Below are 24,943 nucleotides of genomic sequence, written 5' to 3' on the forward strand. Positions count from 1 at the left end.
GCGATGTCTATTGAGTACTTCTTGCTTTCGCCTTAATTAACCAGTCACGATCGCGATCGCAAATTTCCCGACCAGATGAGTCTCCTAAGCGATCTAGCGCTAATAAACAAGCGTATTTCAAATCCCAAATCGGCGTATTTAGGCAAATTTTGAGTTCATGAATTGCTCGTGAATCACCCAATTCACCAAGAGCGATCGCACAAGCCGCACGAGATTTCTGAAACTGAGGTTCGCGGTTGTGCAGGTTTTCTATTAACAAATCGTAGGCGGGAGCATATTTTAGCCAGCCAAAAAGTTTCATCACATGATAATGAGCGCCATAATCGTTATATGCTTTGTCCCCATAAGTTGTTAAGAGCGCTTGGGGTGCTTCTTGTGGATAGATATCTAATAAAGTTTTTGTCGCTAAATAGCAGCGGCCAAAATCGGTTTCGTAAAGTTCGTTAATCACAAAATCTAATACAGGAGTCGCGTCATACTCATGTACTAAATCAAGGTCGTTGGGATGATCGTAAATTACTTGTTCTAAATAAGGTTGAATTTCTGCAAAGGTAATTTCAGCACTGGGAACACCTGCATCTAAAAGCATCCGCAAACCTCGCAACCTAAACACCAGAGATACAGGACAACGAGCAATTTCTGGGATGGCTTTGTAGTAGCGTGCATCAATCAAGTCTTGAATACAACCGCGTCGTGCATTGACGTTGATACTTTGCAGTAGCACCATCACCTCAGCGATTTGGGAGTAGTCACCGGTGAACCGACAAACCGTAGCGATCGCCGCACTACGGGTAGGTTCATCTTCCGCCTGAGTAAATTTATTTACACGTTCTAAAGACGGCTGATAATCAGCATTCGCTAAAGTATGAATAATAACTCGATATATTTGACCTGGTTTATCGAGCAATTGCGCCACTTCTTCAAGAATTTCTGGATCTCTAGTTCCGATTTCCCCGATCGCCCACACGGTATTTTCAACAGTATAAATATCATCATCTTTGAGGCATTGCCGAATTACAGGTAAAGCTGATTGTGCCTGCAATCGCCCCAGACTTTCCACAGCTTTGCGGCGGACAATGCGATGATCTAACTCATCAGGGTTACTGGTTTCAATCGCCCGCACCAAAGCTGCGATCGATTGCTCAGTGGGGAAGTTAATTAGATGGGAAACAGCAATATACTTATCAGAAGCGTCTTCGAGTTGTTCTAATGGTGTATCGATAATTGCGATCGCTTGATCTTCTGTTAGCCCAAACATTTTAAAAAAACGTTTATCCATTGATCTGTAAATGGCTCTTGGATAATTGCTTAGAGGTCACGTTTACTATCGTACTAGGGATTGGGCATCGGGCATTGGATGACCAAAATAGTTAAGTCGGAGTTTACGCCAAAATAAAATCCGCTTACTGTCTACTGAGTAAAAGTTGCAATGTCTAACAACAAGCTACTTTGCATCTACGCAGCCATTTGAGGATAAGAAAAACAGATATGAATGATTATTTAGACGACTATGAATTTAATAACCTCGATTTTTACAGAAAAAATCATGGGCTACAGCTTTATTACAATTGGTCTGGAGAAATTTGGTGGCAAGAAACACCAGACAAGGAAAAAGAAAAATTGTTTTCTATTATTGGGATGAATGCTACTAAAGTATTTCTCAAACCCGATCCTGAACACGGTGAAGTCGGATATCGCATCAATAGAGAGTTGGGTTTATTTTGTAACCCGGACACACAAGAAATTCTGCACTTTTGGAAATCACCAACAGCAAGTCAATCAGTACCAGTAGTTCACATTGCTAACCGCATTGTCCAAGGGTCAGTCAAACCAAAGAAATTTCTTATACCCAAAGGCAAGGGATATATTACCTCGGTTATGGAAATTCCTTTAGAATATCCACATCCCTTAGCAGGAGATAGTAAATATTCAGATTATTGCCCTGGAGAAAAATTCAAGGGAGTTGAGTACTTTATATCAAATACTTGCCGCCCTGATGCAACTGAAGTCCCTCCTGCAAAGTGGGCGAGAGACTGCCCTTGGATGCCCTGGATGAAGTTAGGATATGCTCATCCAGCTAAATTAAGATTTGAAACAACAATATTTAGAGTAGATTCTTTTGAACAGCTTCATCCCAGCTTGGTCAAGCTGGTAAGGGAAAAAGTACCAATTTATGAGTTCACGCCAACAGAAAGTGATGAACCGAATGTCACTAGCATTCAATACTTTAAGAAAAACTTTGAATCTTACTTGCGAGGAGATATTTTCCCACTAGAGGAAACATCTTAAATAATTCGTAATTCGTAATTCGTAATTCGTAATTGAATTCTTAATTACAAATTAATTAAGCAGTTGGTAAGCTGTCGCGCCTACAAGCTGCCTCATAATCTTTTAGGTAAAACCTGTAAACCCTCTCCTCTGCCCCTCTGCTCCTCTGCTGTCTCAATGTGCAAATTAAAAACACAACAGCTTAGTCTGCAACAGACCACGGACATAATGGCTTACCCTCATACCACGGAGCTTCTACCACAGCTTGGAGACAAGGATTTGTAATCATCACATCGATTTTCGGATTGCACTTTGCTAAACTATGGTAACGCGATGTCTACGACGGGGTACGCCTACACACTTCAACATAAAAAGCCTATAAAACTTGCAGAACTTAGATTAGAGGCTCTAGTTGAGTTCGACTTTTGAAGATTTCTATCAAAAAGCTTTACCAGTGGTAACGCGATCTGAGAAGATCGGAATGTATGCATTTATCAGCTATTAGTTAGTTGTCTCTTGCTAATTGTTTACTCTTGTGTAACAGCTAAATGCTGCTTTTTAGCGAGTAAGCAAATACAAACGATAGTCGAAACTGACGACTACACATCATTTATATAAACACGCATTTAGGAAACAAAAGTTATGGATGAAACCTCAGAATTCACAACAACCGATCGCATAACCCCTGAAGATGTTGCCGAAGTGATTGCAGAACTTGAGCTATATCGGGAACGTTTAGTTCAAGAAACTACAGAAACAGCAAAACGCGCTAAGTTGATGAGAGTAAATGTTATGGCACAACTAGAACCTGAGCTTGCCAAGATTGATTCTGCCCTCCAAGAACTCCGTAATCAGCAAGCTGCTCTGAGCGCCAATAACTAGTAATCATCTTGATAATTTAGCTAAAAGTCACATGCTCAACTCCAAAACTCAATCTGGGGAGGATTCGTTAAATCTGTCCCAGGCAGAAACTGATGCAATACTAGCAGCAGTCAATGAGCAATTAGGCTTAAACTCTTTCAACCCTGACGATCAACAGCTACTCAAGCAGATGATTGAGAGTATGGGAGACTCACGGGGGATGGTTAGGTTGAGTTTTGCAGAGGCGTTAGGTAAAATCGGTAAACCAGCGACCCCTTTATTAATGGAAGCTGTGGCAAATCACCCCAACCCAGTTGTGCGGAGAGCCAGTGCCAAAACGCTGACACTCATTGCCGACCCGATCGCAATTCCGACTTTGGTCAATGCCCTCTTAAATGACGAAGATACGGTTGTTAAAACTTCGGCGGTGGGAGGGCTGGCCAAAATCGGTGAGGCAGCGGTGCCAGTATTGCTGAAAATATTAGCGTCAACCGAGTATCCAGAAAGTGCCAAAGGACATGCGGTATGGGCGCTGGGATTTATTGGGGCAGAGGCGAAAGAGCATTTATATCGAGAGATTAACTCAGACTCAGCTGAGGTTCGGGCTGCGGTGGTGGGTGCGATCGCTAAAATTGCTGAAGAAGGCACTGAAGAGGGAGCATTTCACATCCTGGTAAACGCCCTCACTGATTCATCCCCAATGGTGCGGTGGGAAGCGGCATCTGCTTTGGGTAGTCTAGCTTATCAACCAGCGATTCCGAATCTGGTGGAGTTACTGCAACATGCCGATTGGGAAACTCGAAAAGCGGCGGCTTTGGCATTAATGAAAATTGGCGATCGCACTTCCTTAGAACCTCTGCAAGCCGCATTAACCCAAGAAGAGGAAACAGGAGTTAAGGCAGTGATTGAGTTAGCGATTTCTCAAATTGAGAAGCAGTTGGAGGAAGATACTTGGTAATAACCCTTACTTTTGACCAAGTTGCTTATAGTAGTCTGCTATCTGAAGTTGCTCCCAAGGTAATTGAGACGGAAGAAGAATACGATCGCGCCTTAGCTGTGGCAAAGTTTATCTAAACATATTCGCCCTACTGGGATTAATGAAGGTAGTTGCATTTAAGAGCGATCGCTCTCTTATCTTTTATATTTAATCACTTGATCTAATCGGGGCAAAGCACTCACTGCTGACTCACGAACATAAGGATCAACAGATTCATCATTAGTTAGTGCTGTCAACACTTCTACTCCCCGCATATCACCCATCGAACCAAGTGCATTAACAATTGCCACAGCCAGCGCAACATTATCTATTGTTTTCAAAGCCTCAACCAAAATCTCAAAAGCAGGAGAACCAATTTCACCCAGCGCCATTACTGATGCAATATAGACAACGGCATTTTGATCGTTGAGCGCTGTTTTCAATCCCTGTAATCCCTCAGCCGGGAAAGGAACATTTGGATGGTTGGCAGCAATCTGTGCCAGAGCTTTAGCACAACTACCCCGAATAGTCGCATTCTCGCTATTTATTAGTGACTCTACCAGCGATGGGACAGCATCTGTACCAATAGCACCCAGTGCCTTTACCGCGGCTCGACGGTAAGTCACATCTTCTTCATCCAAAATACCCATCAGGCGAGAAATAGTATTTTCATCCCGAACATCAGCTAGTTCCCAGATAGCTCGTTCCCGCAGATTGGGGTTGGGGTGTTTCAACTGTTCAAATAGAGAATCTATTGTCATAAAAGAAAATTTTCTGGTTGAAATCCCCCAAGTGAAATCATGAATTACGAATTAGTTACAACTGAGGGACTCTTGGTCAATTACTCAACCAGATACAGGCAAAGCAACAGACTGAGAGTCCCTGAGTTTTAGAGTATGACGATCGCTCGTCTACGTCTAGTCAATTCCTATTACTATGAAAGGGAGTTGATTACGTAGTCGAGAAGAGCGCGGAACTCAACCAACGCTTGAGGAGACAAGTCACGAGGAGAGCAAGCGCGATCGCGAGTGTAAGTCAACGCGGTAACGTAAGGAGCTGTGGGCAGACCCAAAGAGCGATAAACTTCACGAGCACCTGCAATACCCCACTCATCTAGAGGGCCAGTACCGCCCACAACTAAGCTGTAGTTGATCAAGCGTAAGTAGTGCTTGATGTCGCGGAGGCACTTGTCTTTCTTGACTTGGGTAGCGCCAGCTTCACCTTCTTGGGTCAAGTAAGGATATTTCTTGAAGGCAGCATCATAAGCTTCCTTAGCTACGTTATCGATACCAGTAGCTAGCTTTTCAGCAGCTTCTAGACGAGCAGTAGCGCGTTGAATGCTACCTTGAACGGATTCTAGATCGGAGGTGGTTGGAAAACGACCTGCTGCATCAGCAGAGCCAATAACCGTAGTGATAACTGATTTCATTGCTTTTTATACTCCAGATTAGATTTGATCGAGTTCTAATTTCAGTTTGCTTGGCTAATAGCCTTTAGCCATGAGCTGTTAGCTCAGAGCAGAAATAACGCGATCGAAGTAGCTAGCAGCTTCAGCAGCTAGAGCAGAGCAGTCGCCTTGAGGAGTTTCCAATTTACGGAATCTCTTGCCAGCGTTAGCTTCAGTGTTGGTGTTTGTGATGTGAGCGACGCTGATAGCCTTCAGGATTTGGAAAGCGCGTACAGACGATCCGGTTGGTACGCCCAAAGCTGTGTAGGTTTCTTTCAGACCGTTCAAAGCGCGATCGTCTAATACGGAAGAATCACCAGCCAATAGTGCATAAGTTACGTAGCGCAGAACGATTTCAGCATCACGTAGGCAAGCAGCCATCCGGCGAGTGGGGTACAAGTTACCACCAGCTTGAAGCAAACCTGTGTTTTCACAAGCAATCCCAGCAATGGCATCAGAAACCGCACAGCTAGCGTTGCTGGCGATCGCATTCACTGCATCAAGGCGCTTGTTGCCCTCAGAAATGAAAGACTTAAGGGCTGCCAAGTCACTACCACCGATAGGAGCGGTTTTGGCATCAGCCGCAATTACAGCTCTAGAAAAAGCATCAAGAACCATGAGTTCTCCTTAATATTCACAAATGGCGGATATTATTTTTGGCGTGTTCTCGATCAGATTAACTGTGAGTAGCCAAACAAAAACATAGGGGATCAGTAGTACCCTAGTCTTTACTATGAGAGACAAAGTAATAATCTGTAATATTTAATTTGGGTATTGGGGATTGGGCATGGGGCATTGCATTAGTTATTCTTCCTCATCTCCTCTGCCTTCCCTGAACCTCTAGCTATTGTGTCTAATACTTCTCCACAAAATACTGTATCAATAGTAAAGCTCAGTATAAGTACTTAAAAAACTAAGACCTACGCACTTCAATGAAATTCTCTCACTGCGTAAGTCTTAAGGAAAAGATATTCTTTTTTTTTACTCGATCAAGCCTGTTTTAGGAGATGTTTGACCAAATTATCTTTTACCATCATCTGCCGTAAAACTTCTAATAAAAATTCCTGAGCTTCTTGTTGACTCAAGTTCTTTACCTGGTCTTTCAAGTTCTTTAAGCGAAACTGTTGTTCTAAGGTTAGTTCGACTGGAAAATCCATCATTCACTCCTCTGATTGACTGAATCGAAGGTATTTGTTCTTGCTGCTAATGTGAAGACGATCGCTTTCTACTAGTTTAGCACTGAGATATTAAATTGTCTACATTGTCAAGCTATAAGGAATTAAGCTTATAAAAGTTTACAATTACAGAATAACATCTCTATGTCACCCTTTGTAAGGAGTTTGTTGAAGCCGATCGCTAATCGCTGTAATGTTTAGAATGTTTGTATACCAATAACTGTAAAAAGAAAAAACAAGCTAAACATCATCCGCAGGAGTCATAAGTAGGAGTCAGAAGATTGATAGACGCAATGGAATTTTTCCAGCTAAGTGCTGGTAAGTGGCGATCGCAACGGGCAACTCATCATTTGGCATTCAAGCGCTCAGAAACGGGAGAATCGGATATACAGGTAGAAACTCTGGAAGCCAATCATCCAGAAATCATTGAACTGTGCCAGTACCATGAAATTGACCCCAGCCTTTCAGTAGGAGGGTCGCGTGTGCGTTGGCTAGGTACAATGGCTTGGGATAGAGAGGGTGAAGATAACCATCAGGGAAAAACCATATTTGCGATCGTGCCTGATGGCGATAACCCAAGGGCCGGCAAATTACTGCGCGAAAGAGGCTATGCCGAGATTGTGCCTGTAGTCGGTCTTTTTCACATGGATGATGAAGATGGACTAGTGTTGACAACCGAATACGAAACAATGAGTTCCATTGAGAGATTCTGGTTCGCCAGCCCAAATATGCGAATGCGAACCAGTACGGTAAAACGGTTTGGTGGTTTCAGTACAGCATCATTTTGTACTGAGAGCCGCATTGAGAATTCTGTTGAGGTTTCCAACACAGAACAGATAACAGAAAGAGTTGGGCAGGATGTTCTGGAAAAAAGACAGTTTTATTCAGTTTTGGGCTGGTGAATGATCTTAAGCAGAGCAATGCTTTTATTCGTGGGCAAAATTACCTGCATCGGGTGCAGGGACTTGCTTTAGAGCCGGGGATGGTGAATGTGTTCGATAACCTGCGCGATCGCATCCCCATTTGTACTTGGATTGGCGAAAATATTAACACCGTTAACGCTCAGATCAACGTATATCTTGAAGTTTGTCATGAGTGCTTTCATCCCCAAGAGCGTCGCCACATCCAAATTTTTGCAGTCCCCATAGCTCAATCCTTCGGTATAGATGGATTGTGCAATATTCTCACAAATCCAATTACTATTCTGGTAGATGTCGGTCGAGTTGCACCTAAAGACTGGTTTGGTGTAGTCGTCCATGAATATGCCCATGCCCATCTAGGAGACTTTGGTCACAACCACCAGTTTGCTAGCATCCTGTCTCATCTATGTTTAGGACTGGGATTAGAACCACCCTACTGGGAGGCAGGGATGGAGGCAACTTTGCGTAGCTGGCCTTACTGTAAATCAACCATAGATCCTCTGGAATTTTGGATAGGTTATTGAAGGGGCAGGGGGCGAAGGAGATAAGGAGATTTTCCAATTCCCCATTCCCATTAATTTCTTTTGCTAAGTGTTAAAAATTATTACTTCAATTAAAAAAAGTGAAACTCAATCTTCTAATCTAAAATATGTGGACAAAAGTTTTTTAGTTTTTGACAGTAAGTTGATTTGGCTGGAAGGTCTACTACCTTGAATTGATTAACTATAGGTTGAGTCCAGCAGAATAATGATTTTTACTACCAATACTTAAAAATCACTCTTAGTTAAGTTTCGTGAAATTTTATCAGAATCTGAGGTTCTGATACAACTACTCCCTTAATATGTGATTAAAAGTTGTTAACTTTAATTAAGAACATGGAGGCTTTAGAGTGGCAATTCCTCTGCTAGAATATGACCCTTCAAGTCAAAACCAGCGTGTAGCTGCATACGAAATACCGGGTGATGAACAGCCCAGGATTTTTACTACAGACAATATCCTGTCTCCATCAGATTTAGGCGATCTGATCGAAGCAGCATATCGTCAACTTTTCTTTTATGCTTTTGCTGCCGATCGCGAAACATATTTAGAATCTCAACTCCGTAATGGACAAATTACAGTACGGGACTTTGTTCGTGGTTTGGTGCTTTCCAATACTTTTAAGAAAAGCTTCTACGACCTCAACAATAATTATCGCTTTGTTGAGCAGGTAATTCAGCGCGTTCTAGGACGCGACCCATACAACGAGCGCGAAAAAATTGCTTGGTCAATTGTGGTCGCTACCAAAGGTATTAGAGGCTTTGTTGATGAAGTTCTCAACACTGAAGAGTACCTGAGCAATTTTGGATACTCCACAGTGCCCTATCAACGCCGTCGGATACTACCATCTCAATCTGCGGGTGAGTTGCCATTTAACATCAAATCTCCGCGATACGAAGATTACCACCGTGCTAAACTTGGCTTCCCCCAAATCATTTGGCAGGTCGAAGTCCGCAGATACACCCCACAAGAGCAAAAGCCCAAGGCTGGCGATCCAGCTCTATTCTTGTCTATGGCACAAAGTGTCAACGCAACTGGCAATGCGCCACAAAGGATCTCGCCATACAACATCGATATCGAAAAGTCTGTACCTTATCGCCAGCTAGCTGGAATTAAATAACGATTTTTGTTCGGTGGCTGTCTAGTACATCATTTTGATAATTTTTATAGCGTGCATAAGTCTGGGGTTATGTAGGAGTTTCATTTAGGTATAACTAGTGAAACAGACTCTATCCCATTTCTAATGCACGCTAGTTGTTAATGGGTATGGGACATGGTTTTTTCTCAATACCCAATGTTTGTAAAATAGTGCTGCTTTCAGATGTATATGAGCTTAAAGTACAGTTCGTCTTTTTAGCATTTCCAAAAGTTTTGTAAATTGAGTGGGAGGGGTAGCTGTCACCTCAATCATTTCCCCAGATAGAGGATGCTGTAATTTCAGTCGCCAAGCGTGGAGTGCTTGACCAGTCAAATTTACCCCCACTGAATGACCAGAACTATAAACTGGGTCGCCGACAATGGGATGACCCATTTTAGCGCTGTGGACGCGGATTTGATGGGTGCGTCCAGTTTCTAGTTGGAAGCGGATTAAGGTGAAATTACCGAGGCGTTCTAGTACTTGCCAATGCGTGACGGCAGATCGTCCGCCTTGTTCAATAGGCATAATAGCCATTTTCTTGCGGTCTTGGGGATGGCGACCAATGGGTAAGTCAATTTTGCCACTTTCAACTTTTGGCGCACCGTAAACCACACCTAAGTATTCTCTGCGTGCAGTTTTAGCTTTGAGTTGGGCTTGTAGGTGATGATGAGCAACTTCTGTTTTTGCGATCGCGATCGCCCCCGTAGTATCCTTATCCAATCGATGGACAATTCCCGGACGTTGGACTCCGCCAATTCCTGGTAAATTGGGACAATGTGCCAACAAAGCATTTACCAAAGTGCCATCTGGATGACCAGGTGCGGGATGGACAACTAAGCCTGCGGGTTTGTTAAGAATGAGTAATTGGTCGTCTTCATAGAGGATATCTAAAGGGATATCTTCTGCTAACAGTTCTAGGGGTTGCGCTTCTGGTATTTCCAGAGTGATGCGATCGCCTAGCTTGACATTGATCTTCTTAGAAGTGCAAACTTTATCATTAAGTTGGACGTTACCTTGTTCGATTAACTGTTGAATGCGCGAACGGGATAAGTCTGGTAATTCTTGGGAAAGGAAACGGTCGAGGCGATCGCCTTTGGTGTTGGTGCAGTGTATCGTATTACTGGAGGGAAGTAAGCTAAGTGCTGCATTTTCTATATGAGAAGAGAAGCGATCGCCCTTGGCGTTGGCGCAGCCATCGCTATTTTCTTGGATTTGTAAATTAAATTCGGTCACAATTGCTCTAGATTATTAATTCCCCGTTCTTTAAGTAAAGCGCGGAATTCTTTTAGTTGGTTGGTTAGAAACTGTAGACTTTGTTTGTATAGCCGCGAATTTTATTCACCCTGGCCGTTTTGTATCTGTTCTCTTACCCATTGTCGAAACCTTTTAAGTGCTGAACTCATTACTGTGTGTGGTTCGTGCCATTTATACAAACTACCCTAAACCCTTGACTTTTGAGCTTCCTTCTTCGCGCCCTTTGCGCCCTTCGCGGTTCGTTATTCTTCTAAATTTATAACTTCTTGCGGTAACTCAAATAAACCATCTTCTCCAGCTTCAAAGTCAATAACTTGATACACAGCATCAACATTTAACTCACCATAAATATGAGGAAATAATTCGCCAATTTCCGCCTCTTCATAACGAATTTCAGCTTCGACTTTCTCAAAATCAATAAACAGTAATACCAATTCTTTTTGATTCTCAAAAAATCTCTGTGCAACTTTGAGTATTTGCGTTGACTTTGAACAGTGGATAAAGCCTTCACTCTCTAGGGAATCAGCGCGATAGCTACCGAGTACTTTCGAGTTTTCCCATTGTTGGCGTTTGGTAATATGCAGGATGGTGTTCATAAAAAATATAGGAATTACTGCGGCTTGTAATATTTTTAGAAACTCTTCTAAATTTGTAAAGTCTTTAACTACTTTTGTAGCGCCTACATTTATTAATTTATTATTACCTATTTCAACAAAAGAAATACACAACCTATAGGCTGCTTTTACATCCCAGACACCATCGCCTACAAAAACAAATTTCTGAAAATTTTCAATTTGATAAACATTCTTTGCTTTGATAATAGCTGTCTTAATAATATCTTCTCGCGCAAGTGCATCATTAGCTGAAGCGAATGGAATGCTTTCTATTTGTAAGTTAGCTTTTTTAAGTTTTAGTTTAGCAGACTCACCCCAACCACCAGTTGCGATCGCAACTTACCAATTAGGATCTAACTTTAATTTCGCTAAAACATTTGCAGCACCAGGAATTTCGTTAACTAAATCTTGGTTGTTAATAAATGCTTCCTGGAGCAGACTAACAAAACGTGCTTTGATTCTGACTAACTCTTCATCCGAAGGAAGACGTTCTAATTTTTCTTTGAAAATTTGCTGGGTAATTCCAGAATCCGTAGTGTATGCGTATTCAGCCTAGTTTCTATTTATACTAAATATACCAAATTCCAATGCAAAAGCACGTACAAAACAATCTTCATCAATCAATTTTGCAGGTATTTGTTAGTGTACCATCAATATCAAAAATTACTAATTGCATACAGGCGATCGCTCTACAATATTATTCTTTCAAATTACATATCCCGTAGTTTTTATGTAGAGAGTTTTCCTTTGGTGAAGTAATCATTCTAGAAACTAGACGGAATACAAACATCTGGCGCACATAATCCAAGAAACTCTACCGTTGTCACCTCAAGAGTATTCAAATCTACGCGGCGGATGGCATGATTATTAGTATCAGCAATATATAAAAAAGAAGCGATAGCGAAGCGCTGCTGCGAAGCGCAGATCGCACTCAATCCCGAAGGTTCAAAAAATCGGCTATTCTTACCTTGGCCATTTTGTAATCCAGCAGTACCATCTCCTAAAACGGTTTGACAATTCCCACTGGGACTAACTAATTTAATTTTGTGATTATAGGTATCTGCTACCCACAGAGAATTTTGAGCAAATTCCACTCCTAAACAGTGTTGTAAACGGACATCTTCACCCTGTCCATCAACGTCACCAAAGCCAAATAAACCCCCACTATCACAAACGGTTCGCACTTGATACGGTTCTACAATTTCAACACCGCGAATTGAACTAACTTCACTGTCAGCAACATATAATTCTTGTCCATTAGTGCTAATCCCGCTAGGTTGAGCAAAGGCAGATTCAGAAAGTGAACCATCAACACAAGCTTCTGCACCAGTACCAGCATAAGTTTTAATGATGTTACTTTCTAAATCCATTTCCCAAATTTGATGCGACCCAGCCATTGCAATAAACAGGGTATTTCCTACTTTTACTAAATCCCAAGGGGAATTTAGCGCGGTTTCTAAAGCAGCACCGCCATGAGGATGAATATTGCGGCTTTGTTTACCAGTTCCTGCGATCGCTTCTACAACTTGACGCTTCAAATCAACGCACCGCAGGGTATGATTTTCTGTATCAGCAACATAAAGAATTTGATTTTCTGCATCATAAGCCATTCCCTGTGGTGCAAAAAACTGCGCTTCGTTAAAAGCACCATTGGTTAAGCCAGATTTTCCAGTACCAATCAAATGCAGAATTTCACCATCGAAGCTACTCATAATCAGACGATGATGTCCAGAATCAGCAATGAACAAACCCGCTTGGGTAGCTAAGACTTTACCAGGAAAAGCTAGAGGTGTAATTAATGGTTGACGCTGTTTTTCTAAAGTCAAGCTAAGTTCTTGAAAATTAATCGTCCCTTTATCCTGGTGTTGCTGAATTAACTTTTGAATCAACTCTTCTAAAGCGTCACGGTTTCCTTCTCCAGCTATTTGACCAATTACATAACCTTCTGGATCGATAATTATTAAAGTAGGCCAAGCACGTACAGCATATTCTTCCCAAAGTCGAAAATTACTGTCAACTATAACCGGGTGTTCAACGTCGTAGCGCAGGATAGCTTGGCGAATATTTTCTGTTTCTTTTTCATTGTCAAATTTGGCAGAATGGACACCAATAACGGTAAGGCTATCTTTATATTTTTGTTCTAAATATTTCAGGTTTGGCAGGATATGCAAACAGTTGATACAGCAGTATGTCCAAAAATCTAAAATTATGACTCTACCCTTGAGTTGTTTAAGACACAAAGGTTTATCGGTATTGAACCAAGAGTAATTTTGTGGTAGTTCTGGCGCTCTAACACGGGGAAGCATAATAGTTCGTAATTAATAATTGAATCTGGGTGTATCTGTTGTGAAAGTACTTGAAAAATTAACTACTACGGAGTTATCAGCTTGGGTACAAGAAGCTAAAATCCAGGCTAAACAGGGACGAGTTATCGATCGCATTCCCCAATTAGCAAAAGTTAATCCTGGTTGGTTTGCAGTTCAAATCTGCTGTAAATCGGGGAAAAGTATCAGCTTTGGCGATACGGCTTGTATTTTCCCGCTAATGAGCGTTATTAAGACATTTTCTCTACTTTATCTGCTAGAAAATTTTGGTGCAGAAAAGGTTTTTGGCTGGGTTGGAGTGGAACCATCGGATGCACCCTTCAATTCTTTAGAACAATTAGTTAGCGATCGCGGCCACCCCCGTAACCCGATGATTAATAGTGGAGCAATTACCCTAGCTGATAAGTTACCAGGAAAGGACGCTAGCCAACGCACTCTTTTACTTTGTCAATGGCTGAACCAATTAGCAGGTTGCCAACTAACCTTAGATGAAGTGATGCTGGACTCAGTGCGATTAACCCGCTCAACAGCCAATGAAGCGATCGCAAACTATCTTGCCGAAACAGGTAACATAGAAAATCTTGAAACAGCACTTGACACTTACAATCAAATATGCTGCATTTCTGGGCGAGTTGAAGATTTAGCCCTGTTAGGAAAAATCTTAGCTTTTGAAAATAGCTTGACGAAATCACAAAATCGCCGAATTGTCAACGCTGTGATGTCAACTTGTGGACTTTATGAAGCTTCTGCGGAGTTTGCAGTCAGGATTGGTTTACCAATGAAATCAGGGATTGGTGGTGGACTTATAGCAATAGTACCAAGTGAGGGAGCGATCGCTTGCTACAGTCCTGGGTTGGATAATATCGGAAATCCTGTAGGTGCGATCGCATTTGTTGAGGCTTTAGCGCAAGAGTTGCAGTTGAGTGTCTTTAGTTGATTCTGGTTTCTCTGTTTCGGGAGCGCTTATTTTAGGTAACGGCGTTGATTCAGGCGTTGGCGTAACTGTTTCTGGTGTTGGAGACTCGATAATCTCCGGCAGCGTGGGTGGCAAACTCGGAGATGGCGCAACTGTTACTTGTGGAGTAGGTGTCTTGCTCGTTCGACGCTGAAAAAATCCGCCAAATCTAGGTTTTTTTGGTTCAGGCGTAACTTTTTCAGGTAACGACGTTGGTTCAGGAGTTGGCGTTACCTCTGGCTGTAGTTCTGGTGTTGGCGTAATTATTTCTGGTACTGAAGGCTCAATAATCTCTGGTAGCGTGGGTGGCATCGGAGATGGCTCAACTGTTACTCGTGGAGTAGGTGTCTTACTAGCGCGACGGTTAAAAAATCCGTCAACTTTAGGTTTAGTTGGCTGAGGCGCAACTTTTTCAGGTAGCGGCGTTGATTCAGGAGTCGGCGTTACCGTTGGCGTAATTATTTCTGATGGTGTCGGGGATAAGGTAGGAGATGGTACAGCCGTTGGAACTTCTAATTTTGATTTTTCTGGTTGTGTTTTGGATTCTTTAGGAACTTCAGTTTCGGGAATTGGCTGTTTTTCTACCTTCGGTTGTATTTGGGGTGTTTTTTCAACAGAAGGCGTAGGTGTAAGTTTATAATTCTGGTCTACAACGGGGCGCACTTCATCTGGTGTGAGTTCTCCTCTCACAATTTTCGACAAAGTATCTTTACCGTTTGGCTTGTAGTCAATCACTCTGACTGTGGTATTAAAAGTATTTTTGAGAGGATTTCCCTGATTATCGAGAAATTCTAGCTTTATCCAGTTTTTACCAGCTTGGAAGCCTTTCAGATAAACTGCTTGCCAGCGATCGAAAACAAAGCTTTCACCATTAATTGTGACGCGGATACGCCAATCACTAAATCCCTCGTTAGTGTTTTCCTTGTCAACGAGGTGCAGGGGAGCATTAGTTAGATAAAAGTCCAATAAGATTGGCTCTGCCCCGTAGCTACTTTGAGGACGGCTGTAAGTTAGCAGGGGTAATTGGGGATCTGGGTTATTGTCGTCGGTTTTAGTAAAGACGTGAAATGTTGTCTGGGCATAAGCGCCTTCATTTTTAAAGCTTTCATGCCAAGGACGAGAAGCAAAGACACGCAGAGTATGAGTCCCTGGAGACAACTCTGGCAAAACCAAGGGTTGGTTCAGATCGTAAACAGGAATATAAGGTTGATTATCCAGAATTACATGGAGATGCGGCCCCAGTTGTAATTGTGGATCTTTAAATATTGGTAGATCCTTAACCTGAAAACTGGCTGTAACTTTATTATCTTGGAAAACTTCATCAGGTCTAGGAGTCACAATTGTCACTTGTGGCTGATAAACTTCCAAACTTGGACGCAGTGCTTGGATAACAGATGGTGGGGATACTTCCGAAAATTGCTTTGAAATTTGAGAAATCTGTGGAGGGTTTTCTCTATAACCAGTTGAAACTTCCTGGCTATCGGCTTTCTCGCCGCAACTGGTCAAGCTTAATACCAGCGCCAATGTCATAATCCACCTAAGAATCGGGAACCTCTCAGGGAAGAGCTTCTCTAACACCCTTTTCTGCCACGAGTTCATGCGTTGCACCCAGCGATAGTCTTCGACAATTGCACAGATTATTTTCGCTCAAACTGTCCATCTGGCACTATAGCCCAAAAGGTGAAATCTCCCTCAGATCCCCTACTTATTCCAGTAAATTTTAAAACAAGTCATACCTTGTACAGCTTTTTACTTACAACAATGGAAATATGACACAAATGTTCATAAGTAATAGCAATAAAAGCTGTAAGCCAAGTGTATACAGCAAAATCATAAAACTTACCAATTGTTATTCTTTGTAAATTAAAATGGTTAATCTATTGACTTTTAGACAAACACTTTGAAGTTAAAAGGCAGATCGGGCGGTAATTTCAGCAATATTCCCCGAAGTTTGAATTATTGTTAAAATATCTCCAACAAAGTGTAGTTGAAGACTCTATAATTCAACGAGAAACAACTATCCACATAGGGTCTTCATCGCGGCATCAGTGAAATTCTGAGTATGCGGTAATGGTTCACTTTGTGGTATTCATGATTCCTCATTCCTTATCAAGAGAGGAGGTCAAATGACAATAAGTCCTCCGGAGCGAGAGGAAAAGAAGGCAAGAGTAATCGTCGATAACGATCCGGTTCCAACCTCATTCGAGAGATGGGCGCAACCTGGACACTTTGACAGATCCTTAGCCAGAGGTCCCAAAACCACCACATGGATTTGGAACCTGCACGCACTCGCCCATGATTTCGATACACATACAAGCGATTTAGAAGATATATCCCGCAAGATATTCTCAGCCCACTTCGGCCACCTAGCCGTAGTGACAATCTGGTTGAGCGGGATGATTTTCCACGGTGCGAAGTTTTCTAACTACGAAGCTTGGCTAAGTGACCCGTTAAACATTAAGCCTAGCGCTCAAGTCGTTTGGCCCATTGTCGGACAAGACATTTTAAACGGTGATGTTGGCGGTGGTTTCCACGGCATTCAAATCACCTCCGGTTTGTTCCAAGTATGGCGTGGTTGGGGGATTACAAACTCCTTCCAGCTTTACTGCACTGCGATCGGTGGCTTGGTACTAGCAGCCTTATTCCTATTTGCTGGCTGGTTCCACTACCACAAACGCGCTCCTAAACTGGAATGGTTCCAGAATGTGGAGTCGATGCTGAATCACCACTTGCAAGTATTGCTAGGTTGTGGTTCCTTGGGATGGGCAGGTCACTTAATCCACGTGTCCAATCCGACCAACAAGCTTTTGGATGCAGGCGTTGCTCTCAAAGACATCCCCTTGCCCCACGAGTTCATCTTGAACAAAGACTTGTTGACCGAGTTGTATCCCAGCTTTGCTGCTGGTTTAGCACCTTTCTTCACCTTGAACTGGGGTCAGTATGCTGACTTCCTAACCTTCAAGGGCGGTCTGAACCCAGTAACTGGCGGCTTGTGGATGACTGATATTGCTCATCACCATTTAGCCATCGCAGTTCTCTTTATCGTTGCTGGTCATCAGTACCGTACTAACTGGGGTATTGGTCACAGCATTAAAGAGATCCTCGAAAACCACAAAGGCCCTTTCACCGGTGAAGGTCACAAAGGTCTCTACGAAAACCTGACCACATCTTGGCACGCTCAGTTGGCTACTAACCTAGCCTTCTTGGGTTCACTGACCATCATCATCGCGCATCACATGTACGCGATGCCCCCCTATCCATACTTGGCAACTGATTACGCTACACAGTTGTGCATATTCACTCACCATATGTGGATCGGTGGCTTCTTGATCGTTGGTGGAGCGGCTCACGCTGCTATCTTCATGGTGCGGGATTACGATCCTGTTGTGAACCAAAACAACGTACTGGATCGGGTGATTCGTCACCGCGACGCGATTATTTCTCACCTGAACTGGGTATGTATTTTCCTTGGCTTCCATAGCTTTGGACTTTACATCCACAACGACACAATGCGCGCATTGGGTCGTCCTCAAGACTTGTTCTCTGATACAGGGATTCAATTGCAGCCGGTATTTGCCCAGTGGATACAAAATATCCACGCCTTGGCTCCTGGTACAACTGCACCTAATGCCCTAGAACCAGTTAGCTATGTCTTTGGCGGCGGTATTTTGGCTGTTGGCGGAAAAGTGGCAGCTGCACCCATTGTTTTGGGCACAGCCGACTTCCTAATTCACCATATTCACGCCTTTACCATTCACGTCACCGTCCTAATTCTGCTCAAAGGTGTGCTGTACGCCCGTAGCTCTCGTCTGATTCCAGACAAAGCAAACTTGGGCTTCCGCTTCCCCTGCGACGGGCCTGGTCGTGGCGGTACTTGTCAAGTGTCTGGTTGGGATCACGTATTCCTCGGACTCTTCTGGATGTACAACTCCATATCAATTGTAATTTTCCACTTTAGCTGGAAGATGCAATCAGATGTCTGGGGAACCGTAGATGCAGATGGTACTGTGACTCACATCACTGGTGGTAACTTTGCCCAAAGTGCTATTACCATCAACGGTTGGTTACGGGACTTCTTGTGGGCACAAGCTACACAAGTCATCAATTCCTATGGCAGCGCGCTATCTGCCTATGGTCTACTCTTCTTAGGCGCTCACTTTGTCTGGGCATTCAGCTTGATGTTCCTGTTCAGTGGTCGCGGCTACTGGCAAGAACTAATTGAGTCCATAGTTTGGGCGCATAATAAACTGAAGGTAGCACCAGCAATCCAGCCTCGCGCTCTGAGCATTATTCAGGGTCGGGCTGTAGGGGTAGCTCACTACCTCTTAGGAGGAATTGCCACAACTTGGGCATTCTTCCATGCACACATCCTTTCAGTAGGGTAGCAATCAGTTATTGAGTGCTGAGGACTGAGTGCTGAGTCAAAACTCAGAACTCAGGACTCAGAACTCAGGACTCTAGACGCTGATATTTGATGGCTAAAGGTCAGAGGATTTATTAAACCTATGGCGACAAAATTTCCAAAATTTAGCCAGGATCTCGCACAGGACCCGACGACTCGTCGGATATGGTATGCGATCGCTACAGGCAACGATTTTGAAACCCATGATGGCATGACGGAAGAAAATCTTTACCAAAAGATTTTCGCAACTCACTTCGGTCACTTGGCAATCATCTTCCTGTGGGCATCCAGCCTCCTGTTCCACGTGGCCTGGCAAGGTAACTTCGAACAGTGGATTAAAGATCCCCTTCACATCCGTCCCATCGCCCATGCGATTTGGGATCCCCACTTTGGTAAACCAGCGATCGAAGCTTTTACCCAAGCGGGCGCTAGCAATCCGGTAAACATTACCTACTCTGGTCTCTACCATTGGTGGTATACCATCGGTATGCGAAATAATGGCGAACTGTACAACGGTTCAGTGTTCTTGCTGGTATTCGCTGCTGTATTACTGTTTGCTGGTTGGCTGCACTTGCAACCCAAATACCGTCCTAGCTTGGCATGGTTTAAGAGCGCTGAACATCGCCTAAACCACCACTTAGCAGGTTTGTTTGGTGTTAGTTCATTGGCTTGGGCTGGTCACTTAATTCACGTTGCTGTCCCCGAATCTCGCGGTCAGCACGTAGGTTGGGATAACTTCCTCAATACCCCACCCCACCCAGCCGGTTTGACACCATTCTTTACAGGCAACTGGGGTGTTTACTCTCAAAACCCTGACACTCCTGGACATATCTTTGGGACATCTCAAGGTGCAGGAACTGCAATTCTGAGTTTCTTGGGTGGCTTCCATCCTCAGACAGAAGCTTTGTGGTTGACTGACATCGCTCACCACCACTTAGCGATCGCAGTTTTATTTATTGTTGCTGGTCACATGTACCGGACAAACTTTGGGATTGGTCACAGTCTCAAAGAAGCATTGAATGCCAAGAATTTCTTTGGTATTCCTGTTGAAGGACCGTTCAACTTACCTCACCAAGGTATTTACGACACCTACAACAATTCCCTGCACTTCCAATTGGGATGGCACTTAGCAGCGTTAGGTGTTGTTACTTCCCTAGTAGCGCAGCACATGTACTCCATGCCTTCCTACGCATTTATTGCGAAGGACTACACAACCCAGGCAGCGTTGTACACGCATCACCAGTATATTGCTGGATTCCTGATGCTTGGTGCTTTTGCTCACGGTGCAATCTTCTGGGTACGTGATTACGACCCAGAGCAAAACAAAGGTAACGTGCTTGACCGCGTGCTGAAGCACAAAGAAGCGATCATTTCCCACCTCAGCTGGGTATCCCTTTTCTTGGGCTTCCACACCCTTGGTTTGTACGTACACAACGACGTAGTAGTTGCTTTCGGTACTCCTGAAAAGCAAATCTTGATTGAGCCAGTATTTGCTCAATTCGTCCAAGCTGCTAACGGTAAGGTACTTTACGGTTTAGATGCTTTGCTATCTAACCCCGATAGTATTGCTTACACAGCATGGCCTAACTACGCTAACGTTTGGCTTCCAGGTTGGTTAGATGCCATCAATGCTGGTACTAACTCCCTGTTCTTGACAATTGGCCCTGGCGACTTCTTGGTTCACCATGCGATCGCTCTAGGTCTGCACACCACCACCCTGATCTTGGTCAAAGGTGCTTTGGATGCCCGTGGTTCTAAGCTGATGCCCGATAAAAAGGACTTCGGCTATGCCTTCCCTTGCGACGGCCCCGGTCGTGGCGGTACTTGCGACATCTCAGCATGGGATTCCTTCTACCTCGCTACCTTCTGGATGCTGAACACGCTTGGTTGGGTTACGTTCTACTGGCATTGGAAACATCTAGGTATTTGGCAAGGCAACGTAGCTCAGTTCAATGAGAACTCTACATATCTCATGGGCTGGTTCCGCGATTACCTCTGGGCTAACTCCGCTCAGTTGATTAACGGTTACAACCCTTACGGTGTGAATAACCTGTCTGTCTGGGCTTGGATGTTCCTGTTTGGACACCTAGTTTGGGCTACTGGCTTCATGTTCTTAATCTCCTGGAGAGGTTACTGGCAAGAGTTGATTGAAACCCTTGTTTGGGCACACGAACGCACTCCTCTAGCTAACTTGGTTCGCTGGAAGGACAAGCCCGTTGCTCTGTCGATTGTTCAAGCTCGTGTAGTTGGTCTAGCTCACTTCACTGTTGGCTACATCGTGACTTACGCAGCATTCTTGATTGCTTCTACTGCTGGTAAGTTCGGTTAATTCGGCTGCTAGTTTTGTAGATAAGTAACAAAAATCCCCTGCCGCAAGGTGGGGGATTTTTTTTGGATTTTAGGTGGGGAGGATGGGAAAAATAGAGAAGGGGGCGGGCAAGATGCCCACCCCACAATAAAAATTACAAGTAGTTTTGTATTCTGAATGCAAGAGCCAAAGTTAAAAATTTTTCAAAGAAGATTACCTCATTGGGAGTTAGATGGGGCGGTTTATTTCATTACCTTTAATACTTGGGAAAAGTTAGAACTTAGCCTACAAGCTAGAGAAATAGTTTTTAATTCGTGCTTGTTTTTTGATAAAAATAGATATCGAATATTTGTCCTTGTGGTGATGACAAATCATGTGCATATGCTCATTCAGCCATTACTCAAATCGGAAAATGAGTTTTGGTCATTGAGTAGCATTATGAAAAGTATTAAAGGTTATAGTGCTAAACAAATTCCCAAAGTGATGAAACATCTAGGAACAGTTTGGCAAGATGAAAGATATGACCGTATTGTTAGGAATGACCAAGAGTTTCAACAATATTGGGAATATATCAGACAAAATCCTGTAAAAGCAGGACTATCATCAAGCCCAGAAAATTACCCCTTCTTTTGGCAACTCCCTGAATAATCTCACTCATCACATTCTCTCTTCTCTTGTGGGGTGGGCATCTTGCCCGCCCCTTTGTAGCCTTAAATGCCAGTCTAGAATTGATTATTGAATCAATTTAATTTCCTCTATTGCCTCTAAATATTTTTTTGTATCCCCTTGTTCTAAATAAAGGTTAGCAGCTTGCTGCCAATCTTTAATTGCACCTTGATTATCTCCTAAGTCATACCGACGAACAAAAGCTCGATTAAAGTAAGCAGGAACCTTTTTTGCGTTTAACTGAATCGCTTTATTATAGTCTTGTAAAGCTCCCTGTTTATCACCTAAATAGAAGCGAGCAAGACCTCGATTGTTATAAGCAGTATCAAATTCAGGTGCGAGATTTCTCCAAAAATAAATTCAGAGCCTAACCTTTTTTAAGCAAGTTCTCGAATAGCAGTAAGAATAACCTTTTTTTTGCTCATTAAGAGCAGATCGTCGTATTATATCAACTAATAGCTAAGGTTATATATACTTACAATATTTGTGACCACTGAGTTATAAAAAGTGGTCAGTTTGTGAAAATAGTGATTTCAGTAACAGTGTTCTCGCAAATAAGACTTGTATACCAGCAAAAAAACTGTACTTTAAAGAGATCGTAAATTGTCTAAGATAATCTCCTCAACACACTTTACAGAACTATACAGTTTAAATAAGAATAATAACTTAACCTAAGTAAAATTTTCCTGAATGCAGGCAATTAATGTTGTGATAGGGAAAAGAGTGAGTAGAGGAGAGAGAAAGCGATGAGGGACCCTTATCTGTTGGCAGCAGGCTTGTTAACAGGATTAGCAATACCAGCATCGGCTCTTCCACATTTGTCAATTGTCCTGCCAGAAAGTTCTAGATTCCTGTGGGATTTAAAACAAGGCTCGCAGACAATAGTAAGTAGACAAATCATCCCTAGCGTTGGTCTCTCCTTACCAGAACTCAGTGGGCAAGCGTTCCAACCCCTAAAAAATTCACAGCCGACGGTAGACGAGAAAAATGTCTCTAGCGTACCCGAACTCAGTAGTGAAGGATTACCAGCCTCAACAGAATCATTAGCCAACCCCAGCGCTCAAGCAACGGGTATTTCGTTGACATCTGGTAATCAACTTTACTACCAAAGATTGGCGGCTTTGAAAACAGGTCAGATTTATACACGCGCAAATAGTGATAATTTGCAATCTTTGTGGGAGTCGATTAGGAAACGTCAACTAACTTATGATGACTGGAAAAGTTTACTCGCTTTAGAAGCTAGAGCGATCGCTCAAGGTCAAGGTGTAAATCATCTAAGTATCTTAGTTGGTGATTCTTTGAGCATGTGGTTTCCTAGAGAAAAATTGCCCACGGGGAAATTGTGGCTCAATCAAGGCATTTCTGGAGATACTTCTAGTGGAGTTTTAAAAAGATTGGGGGCATTTTCGGCAACCCGGCCGGATGTGATCTATGTCATGGCTGGGATTAACGACTTACGAAAAGGCGCTAGTGATGACACAATTTTGCGTAATTATCGCCGGATTGTCCGTCGTTTACGGGAGGCTCACCCGAAGGCTCAAATTATTGTCCAATCAATTTTGCCTACTCGCCTACCAAAACTTTCCAATAGCCGCATTCGTCACATAAACACCCAACTTGCCCAGATTGCTAAACAAGAAGGCGCTAATTATTTAAATATTTATAGCTGGTTTACGGATATGGAAGGCAATATGCGCCCAGAGTTGACCACAGACGGTTTACATTTGTCCCAAGAGGGTTATGATGTGTGGCGCTCGGCACTACAACAGATAGAATACAAGTTGACTCAGCGTGAAGATTGAGCGATCGCTCGACTTTGGGGCAATGTCTATGACGGGCTGCGCCTAAGCAATTTTTTATACTTATGGAAGTTACCGACAATGATGCGATCGTCATCCGTTCGCTAATTGAACACCAATTGGCAGCCTTTCAAAAGGATGATGCCGAAGGCGCTTTTGCCTTCGCTAGTCCAGGAATTCAGGCGCAATTTGGCACACCAGAAAATTTTATGCAGATGGTGAAGATAAGTTATCCAGCAGTATACCGCCCTCGTTCTGTCTTTTTTGAGAAGATAGCAAGCATCCAGGGAAACATAACTCAGCCAGTGCTACTACTTTCTCCTGATGGAGTTCCCTTTAGAGCTTTATATTTTATGGAAAAACAGCCGGATAATGCCTGGAAGATTAACGGCTGCTTTCTAGTTTCTGTAGAAGGTAAAGAAATATAAATTCTATCTCCATACAGGAAAAATTTTATGCTTTAACCCCCAAAGCTTCTCGATTTAAAATCTGATTTAACTTACCACTGCGATAACCTTCTAAATCCAGGGTTACGTAAAGAAATCCGAAATCCTGAAATGCAGAAACTACTTTCTCTAAATCTGTCGTTAACACAAACTCTTTAATTTGTTCTGGTGATAATTCAATGCGTGCTGTATCCCCTTCCGATCGCACGCGCAAATTCTGCCAACCCAGCTTTCTTAATAAAATTTCTCCTCTACCAACTCGTTGTAACTTAGCGACAGTAATCTCCTCACCATAAGGAAAGCGAGAACTTAGGCAAGGTTGAGCGGGTTTATCCCACCAAGATAAACTGAGTTGTTGCGAAAGTTGGCGGACTTCAACTTTGGTGACACCCACTTCTGCTAAAGGCGATCGCGCCCCTCTTTCTTTTGCTGCTTGAATTCCTGGGCGATAATCATGCAAATCATCGGCATTTACCCCATCTACTACGTAGGGATAACCCAACTGCAAAGCTAAAGGTTTGAGAGTGTCGTGTAACTCACTTTTGCAAAAATAACAGCGATTAACCGGGTTAGAAGTGTAATTGGGATTTTCCATCTCGTGAGTCTGGACAATTTTATGAGCAATCCCAATAGTTGCAGCTTGAATTTTGGCATCTTCCAACTCTTCTGGCAACAGCGAAGGAGAAACAGCCGTAACAGCCAGAGCGCGATCGCCCAAGGCATCATAAGCAATTTTGGCGACCAAGGTGCTATCAACGCCTCCAGAGTAGGCAATCAACGCCTGCTCCATCTCTTGAAATAAGGCTTTTAATTGCTCAAATTTTTCTGTCAGCATCATTTCCCAATCCTGCCT

The 24,943-nt window shown here is 43.1% G+C and carries 25 protein-coding genes; 14 read left to right on the forward strand and 11 right to left on the reverse strand.

Annotated elements, in window-relative coordinates; all coding sequences use genetic code 11:
- Nucleotides 1–7: 7 nt before the first annotated feature.
- Entirely contained in the window at nucleotides 8–1,279 is a 1,272-nt protein-coding gene (locus V7K42_RS15445) for a HEAT repeat domain-containing protein (protein WP_334917502.1), read from the reverse strand.
- Between the two features lie 209 nt (nucleotides 1,280–1,488).
- Between V7K42_RS15445 and V7K42_RS15450 the strand changes: the two genes are divergently transcribed.
- The 4 genes from V7K42_RS15450 (at nucleotide 1,489) to V7K42_RS15465 (ending at nucleotide 4,203) form a co-directional block, all read left to right on the forward strand.
- Nucleotides 1,489–2,289 (forward strand): DUF1838 family protein, encoded by an 801-nt coding sequence (locus V7K42_RS15450; RefSeq protein WP_334917504.1) that lies wholly within the window; start codon nucleotides 1,489–1,491, stop codon nucleotides 2,287–2,289.
- A 621-nt stretch (nucleotides 2,290–2,910) separates the two neighbouring features.
- Nucleotides 2,911–3,150 carry a hypothetical protein gene (locus V7K42_RS15455; protein ID WP_334917506.1) on the forward strand — a complete coding sequence of 80 codons (240 nt, stop codon included), beginning with the start codon at nucleotides 2,911–2,913 and terminating at the stop codon, nucleotides 3,148–3,150.
- A 31-nt stretch (nucleotides 3,151–3,181) separates the two neighbouring features.
- Entirely contained in the window at nucleotides 3,182–4,087 is a 906-nt protein-coding gene (locus V7K42_RS15460) for a HEAT repeat domain-containing protein (protein WP_334917508.1), read from the forward strand.
- Nucleotides 4,081–4,203 carry a hypothetical protein gene (locus V7K42_RS15465; RefSeq protein WP_334917510.1) on the forward strand — a complete coding sequence of 41 codons (123 nt, stop codon included), beginning with the start codon at nucleotides 4,081–4,083 and terminating at the stop codon, nucleotides 4,201–4,203. The genes V7K42_RS15460 and V7K42_RS15465 overlap by 7 nt, the downstream gene beginning before the upstream one ends.
- Before the next feature lie 57 nt (nucleotides 4,204–4,260).
- Here V7K42_RS15465 and V7K42_RS15470 read toward each other — a convergent pair whose 3' ends face one another.
- The 4 genes from V7K42_RS15470 to V7K42_RS15485 all read right to left on the reverse strand — a co-directional run bounded on the left by V7K42_RS15470 (nucleotide 4,261) and on the right by V7K42_RS15485 (nucleotide 6,712).
- Nucleotides 4,261–4,866 (reverse strand): HEAT repeat domain-containing protein, encoded by a 606-nt coding sequence (locus tag V7K42_RS15470; protein ID WP_334917512.1) that lies wholly within the window; start codon nucleotides 4,864–4,866, stop codon nucleotides 4,261–4,263.
- Nucleotides 4,867–5,039: 173 nt separating this feature from the next.
- A complete protein-coding gene (locus tag V7K42_RS15475; protein WP_094328270.1) occupies nucleotides 5,040–5,534 on the reverse strand; it encodes a bleomycin hydrolase in 495 nt (164 codons plus the stop codon).
- Nucleotides 5,535–5,612: 78 nt separating this feature from the next.
- Entirely contained in the window at nucleotides 5,613–6,170 is a 558-nt protein-coding gene (locus tag V7K42_RS15480) for a bleomycin hydrolase (protein WP_334917514.1), read from the reverse strand.
- A gap of 371 nt (nucleotides 6,171–6,541) precedes the next feature.
- Entirely contained in the window at nucleotides 6,542–6,712 is a 171-nt protein-coding gene (locus tag V7K42_RS15485; protein ID WP_223278088.1) for an NblA/ycf18 family protein, read from the reverse strand.
- A gap of 299 nt (nucleotides 6,713–7,011) precedes the next feature.
- On the opposite strand from V7K42_RS15485, the gene V7K42_RS15490 reads away from it, so the two are divergent.
- From V7K42_RS15490 to V7K42_RS15500, 3 genes are all read left to right on the forward strand, one after another.
- Entirely contained in the window at nucleotides 7,012–7,629 is a 618-nt protein-coding gene (locus V7K42_RS15490; protein WP_334917558.1) for a phycobiliprotein lyase, read from the forward strand.
- A complete protein-coding gene (locus V7K42_RS15495) occupies nucleotides 7,626–8,171 on the forward strand; it encodes a hypothetical protein (RefSeq protein ID WP_334917516.1) in 546 nt (181 codons plus the stop codon). Before V7K42_RS15490 ends, V7K42_RS15495 begins: the two co-directional genes overlap by 4 nt.
- Nucleotides 8,172–8,536: 365 nt before the next feature.
- The gene (locus tag V7K42_RS15500; protein WP_334917518.1) at nucleotides 8,537–9,304 is read left to right on the forward strand and encodes a phycobilisome rod-core linker polypeptide; all 768 of its coding nucleotides are present in this window, start codon (nucleotides 8,537–8,539) and stop codon (nucleotides 9,302–9,304) included.
- Between the two features lie 213 nt (nucleotides 9,305–9,517).
- On the opposite strand, the gene V7K42_RS15505 is transcribed toward V7K42_RS15500, so the two are convergent.
- Both V7K42_RS15505 and V7K42_RS15510 read right to left on the reverse strand, forming a co-directional pair.
- Complete coding sequence (locus V7K42_RS15505; protein ID WP_334917560.1) at nucleotides 9,518–10,435, reverse strand: RluA family pseudouridine synthase; 918 nt, start codon at nucleotides 10,433–10,435, stop codon at nucleotides 9,518–9,520.
- 383 nt (nucleotides 10,436–10,818) lie between these two features.
- Nucleotides 10,819–11,172: a DUF952 domain-containing protein gene (locus tag V7K42_RS15510; protein WP_334917562.1), complete on the reverse strand. Its 354-nt coding sequence runs from the start codon at nucleotides 11,170–11,172 to the stop codon at nucleotides 10,819–10,821.
- A gap of 280 nt (nucleotides 11,173–11,452) precedes the next feature.
- On the opposite strand from V7K42_RS15510, the gene V7K42_RS15515 reads away from it, so the two are divergent.
- Nucleotides 11,453–11,746, forward strand: coding sequence for a hypothetical protein (locus tag V7K42_RS15515; protein WP_334917520.1), 294 nt, complete (start codon nucleotides 11,453–11,455; stop codon nucleotides 11,744–11,746).
- Between the two features lie 208 nt (nucleotides 11,747–11,954).
- On the opposite strand, the gene V7K42_RS15520 is transcribed toward V7K42_RS15515, so the two are convergent.
- Nucleotides 11,955–13,496, reverse strand: coding sequence for a thioredoxin-like domain-containing protein (locus tag V7K42_RS15520; protein ID WP_334917522.1), 1,542 nt, complete (start codon nucleotides 13,494–13,496; stop codon nucleotides 11,955–11,957).
- A gap of 40 nt (nucleotides 13,497–13,536) precedes the next feature.
- Between V7K42_RS15520 and glsA the strand changes: the two genes are divergently transcribed.
- A complete protein-coding gene (gene glsA / locus V7K42_RS15525; protein ID WP_334917524.1) occupies nucleotides 13,537–14,451 on the forward strand; it encodes a glutaminase A in 915 nt (304 codons plus the stop codon).
- Here glsA and V7K42_RS15530 read toward each other — a convergent pair.
- Nucleotides 14,416–16,068 carry a hypothetical protein gene (locus tag V7K42_RS15530; protein WP_334917526.1) on the reverse strand — a complete coding sequence of 551 codons (1,653 nt, stop codon included), beginning with the start codon at nucleotides 16,066–16,068 and terminating at the stop codon, nucleotides 14,416–14,418. The genes glsA and V7K42_RS15530 overlap by 36 nt on opposite strands.
- A 527-nt stretch (nucleotides 16,069–16,595) precedes the next feature.
- Between V7K42_RS15530 and psaA the strand changes: the two genes are divergently transcribed.
- The 3 genes from psaA (at nucleotide 16,596) to V7K42_RS15545 (ending at nucleotide 21,827) form a co-directional block, all read left to right on the forward strand.
- Complete coding sequence (gene psaA, locus V7K42_RS15535; RefSeq protein ID WP_334917528.1) at nucleotides 16,596–18,854, forward strand: photosystem I core protein PsaA; 2,259 nt, start codon at nucleotides 16,596–16,598, stop codon at nucleotides 18,852–18,854.
- A gap of 120 nt (nucleotides 18,855–18,974) precedes the next feature.
- Nucleotides 18,975–21,200, forward strand: coding sequence for a photosystem I core protein PsaB (psaB, locus tag V7K42_RS15540; RefSeq protein ID WP_334917530.1), 2,226 nt, complete (start codon nucleotides 18,975–18,977; stop codon nucleotides 21,198–21,200).
- Between the two features lie 156 nt (nucleotides 21,201–21,356).
- Complete coding sequence (locus tag V7K42_RS15545; RefSeq protein ID WP_334917532.1) at nucleotides 21,357–21,827, forward strand: REP-associated tyrosine transposase; 471 nt, start codon at nucleotides 21,357–21,359, stop codon at nucleotides 21,825–21,827.
- A gap of 84 nt (nucleotides 21,828–21,911) precedes the next feature.
- Here the strand turns inward: V7K42_RS15545 and V7K42_RS15550 are convergent, their stop codons facing one another.
- On the reverse strand, nucleotides 21,912–22,205 hold the full coding sequence (locus V7K42_RS15550) for a tetratricopeptide repeat protein (RefSeq protein WP_334917564.1): 294 nt from the start codon (nucleotides 22,203–22,205) through the stop codon (nucleotides 21,912–21,914).
- Between the two features lie 386 nt (nucleotides 22,206–22,591).
- Between V7K42_RS15550 and V7K42_RS15555 the strand changes: the two genes are divergently transcribed.
- Nucleotides 22,592–23,647 (forward strand): SGNH/GDSL hydrolase family protein, encoded by a 1,056-nt coding sequence (locus V7K42_RS15555; protein WP_334917534.1) that lies wholly within the window; start codon nucleotides 22,592–22,594, stop codon nucleotides 23,645–23,647.
- Nucleotides 23,648–23,709: 62 nt separating this feature from the next.
- Nucleotides 23,710–24,072: a DUF4864 domain-containing protein gene (locus V7K42_RS15560; RefSeq protein ID WP_334917536.1), complete on the forward strand. Its 363-nt coding sequence runs from the start codon at nucleotides 23,710–23,712 to the stop codon at nucleotides 24,070–24,072.
- 25 nt (nucleotides 24,073–24,097) lie between these two features.
- Here the strand turns inward: V7K42_RS15560 and larE are convergent, their stop codons facing one another.
- Nucleotides 24,098–24,928, reverse strand: coding sequence for an ATP-dependent sacrificial sulfur transferase LarE (larE, locus tag V7K42_RS15565; RefSeq protein WP_334917538.1), 831 nt, complete (start codon nucleotides 24,926–24,928; stop codon nucleotides 24,098–24,100).
- Nucleotides 24,929–24,943: the final 15 nt, after the last annotated feature.

The organism is Nostoc sp. (assembly GCF_036917455.1).
GTDB lineage: Bacteria > Cyanobacteriota > Cyanobacteriia > Cyanobacteriales > Nostocaceae > Nostoc.

What these genes read in the sequence shown, in the direction of transcription:
- V7K42_RS15445 (WP_334917502.1), bottom strand. Translation starts at nt 1,279, where the DNA reads ATGGATAAACGTTTTTTTAAAATGTTTGGGCTAACAGAAGATCAAGCG.
- V7K42_RS15450 (WP_334917504.1), top strand. Translation starts at nt 1,489, where the DNA reads ATGAATGATTATTTAGACGACTATGAATTTAATAACCTCGATTTTTAC.
- V7K42_RS15455 (WP_334917506.1), top strand. Translation starts at nt 2,911, where the DNA reads ATGGATGAAACCTCAGAATTCACAACAACCGATCGCATAACCCCTGAA.
- V7K42_RS15460 (WP_334917508.1), top strand. Translation starts at nt 3,182, where the DNA reads ATGCTCAACTCCAAAACTCAATCTGGGGAGGATTCGTTAAATCTGTCC.
- V7K42_RS15470 (WP_334917512.1), bottom strand. Translation starts at nt 4,866, where the DNA reads ATGACAATAGATTCTCTATTTGAACAGTTGAAACACCCCAACCCCAAT.
- V7K42_RS15475 (WP_094328270.1), bottom strand. Translation starts at nt 5,534, where the DNA reads ATGAAATCAGTTATCACTACGGTTATTGGCTCTGCTGATGCAGCAGGT.
- V7K42_RS15480 (WP_334917514.1), bottom strand. Translation starts at nt 6,170, where the DNA reads ATGGTTCTTGATGCTTTTTCTAGAGCTGTAATTGCGGCTGATGCCAAA.
- V7K42_RS15485 (WP_223278088.1), bottom strand. Translation starts at nt 6,712, where the DNA reads ATGATGGATTTTCCAGTCGAACTAACCTTAGAACAACAGTTTCGCTTA.
- V7K42_RS15510 (WP_334917562.1), bottom strand. Translation starts at nt 11,172, where the DNA reads ATGAACACCATCCTGCATATTACCAAACGCCAACAATGGGAAAACTCG.
- V7K42_RS15515 (WP_334917520.1), top strand. Translation starts at nt 11,453, where the DNA reads ATGCTTTCTATTTGTAAGTTAGCTTTTTTAAGTTTTAGTTTAGCAGAC.
- V7K42_RS15520 (WP_334917522.1), bottom strand. Translation starts at nt 13,496, where the DNA reads ATGCTTCCCCGTGTTAGAGCGCCAGAACTACCACAAAATTACTCTTGG.
- V7K42_RS15530 (WP_334917526.1), bottom strand. Translation starts at nt 16,068, where the DNA reads ATGAACTCGTGGCAGAAAAGGGTGTTAGAGAAGCTCTTCCCTGAGAGG.
- psaA (WP_334917528.1), top strand. Translation starts at nt 16,596, where the DNA reads ATGACAATAAGTCCTCCGGAGCGAGAGGAAAAGAAGGCAAGAGTAATC.
- psaB (WP_334917530.1), top strand. Translation starts at nt 18,975, where the DNA reads ATGGCGACAAAATTTCCAAAATTTAGCCAGGATCTCGCACAGGACCCG.
- V7K42_RS15545 (WP_334917532.1), top strand. Translation starts at nt 21,357, where the DNA reads ATGCAAGAGCCAAAGTTAAAAATTTTTCAAAGAAGATTACCTCATTGG.
- V7K42_RS15555 (WP_334917534.1), top strand. Translation starts at nt 22,592, where the DNA reads ATGAGGGACCCTTATCTGTTGGCAGCAGGCTTGTTAACAGGATTAGCA.
- V7K42_RS15560 (WP_334917536.1), top strand. Translation starts at nt 23,710, where the DNA reads ATGGAAGTTACCGACAATGATGCGATCGTCATCCGTTCGCTAATTGAA.
- larE (WP_334917538.1), bottom strand. Translation starts at nt 24,928, where the DNA reads ATGATGCTGACAGAAAAATTTGAGCAATTAAAAGCCTTATTTCAAGAG.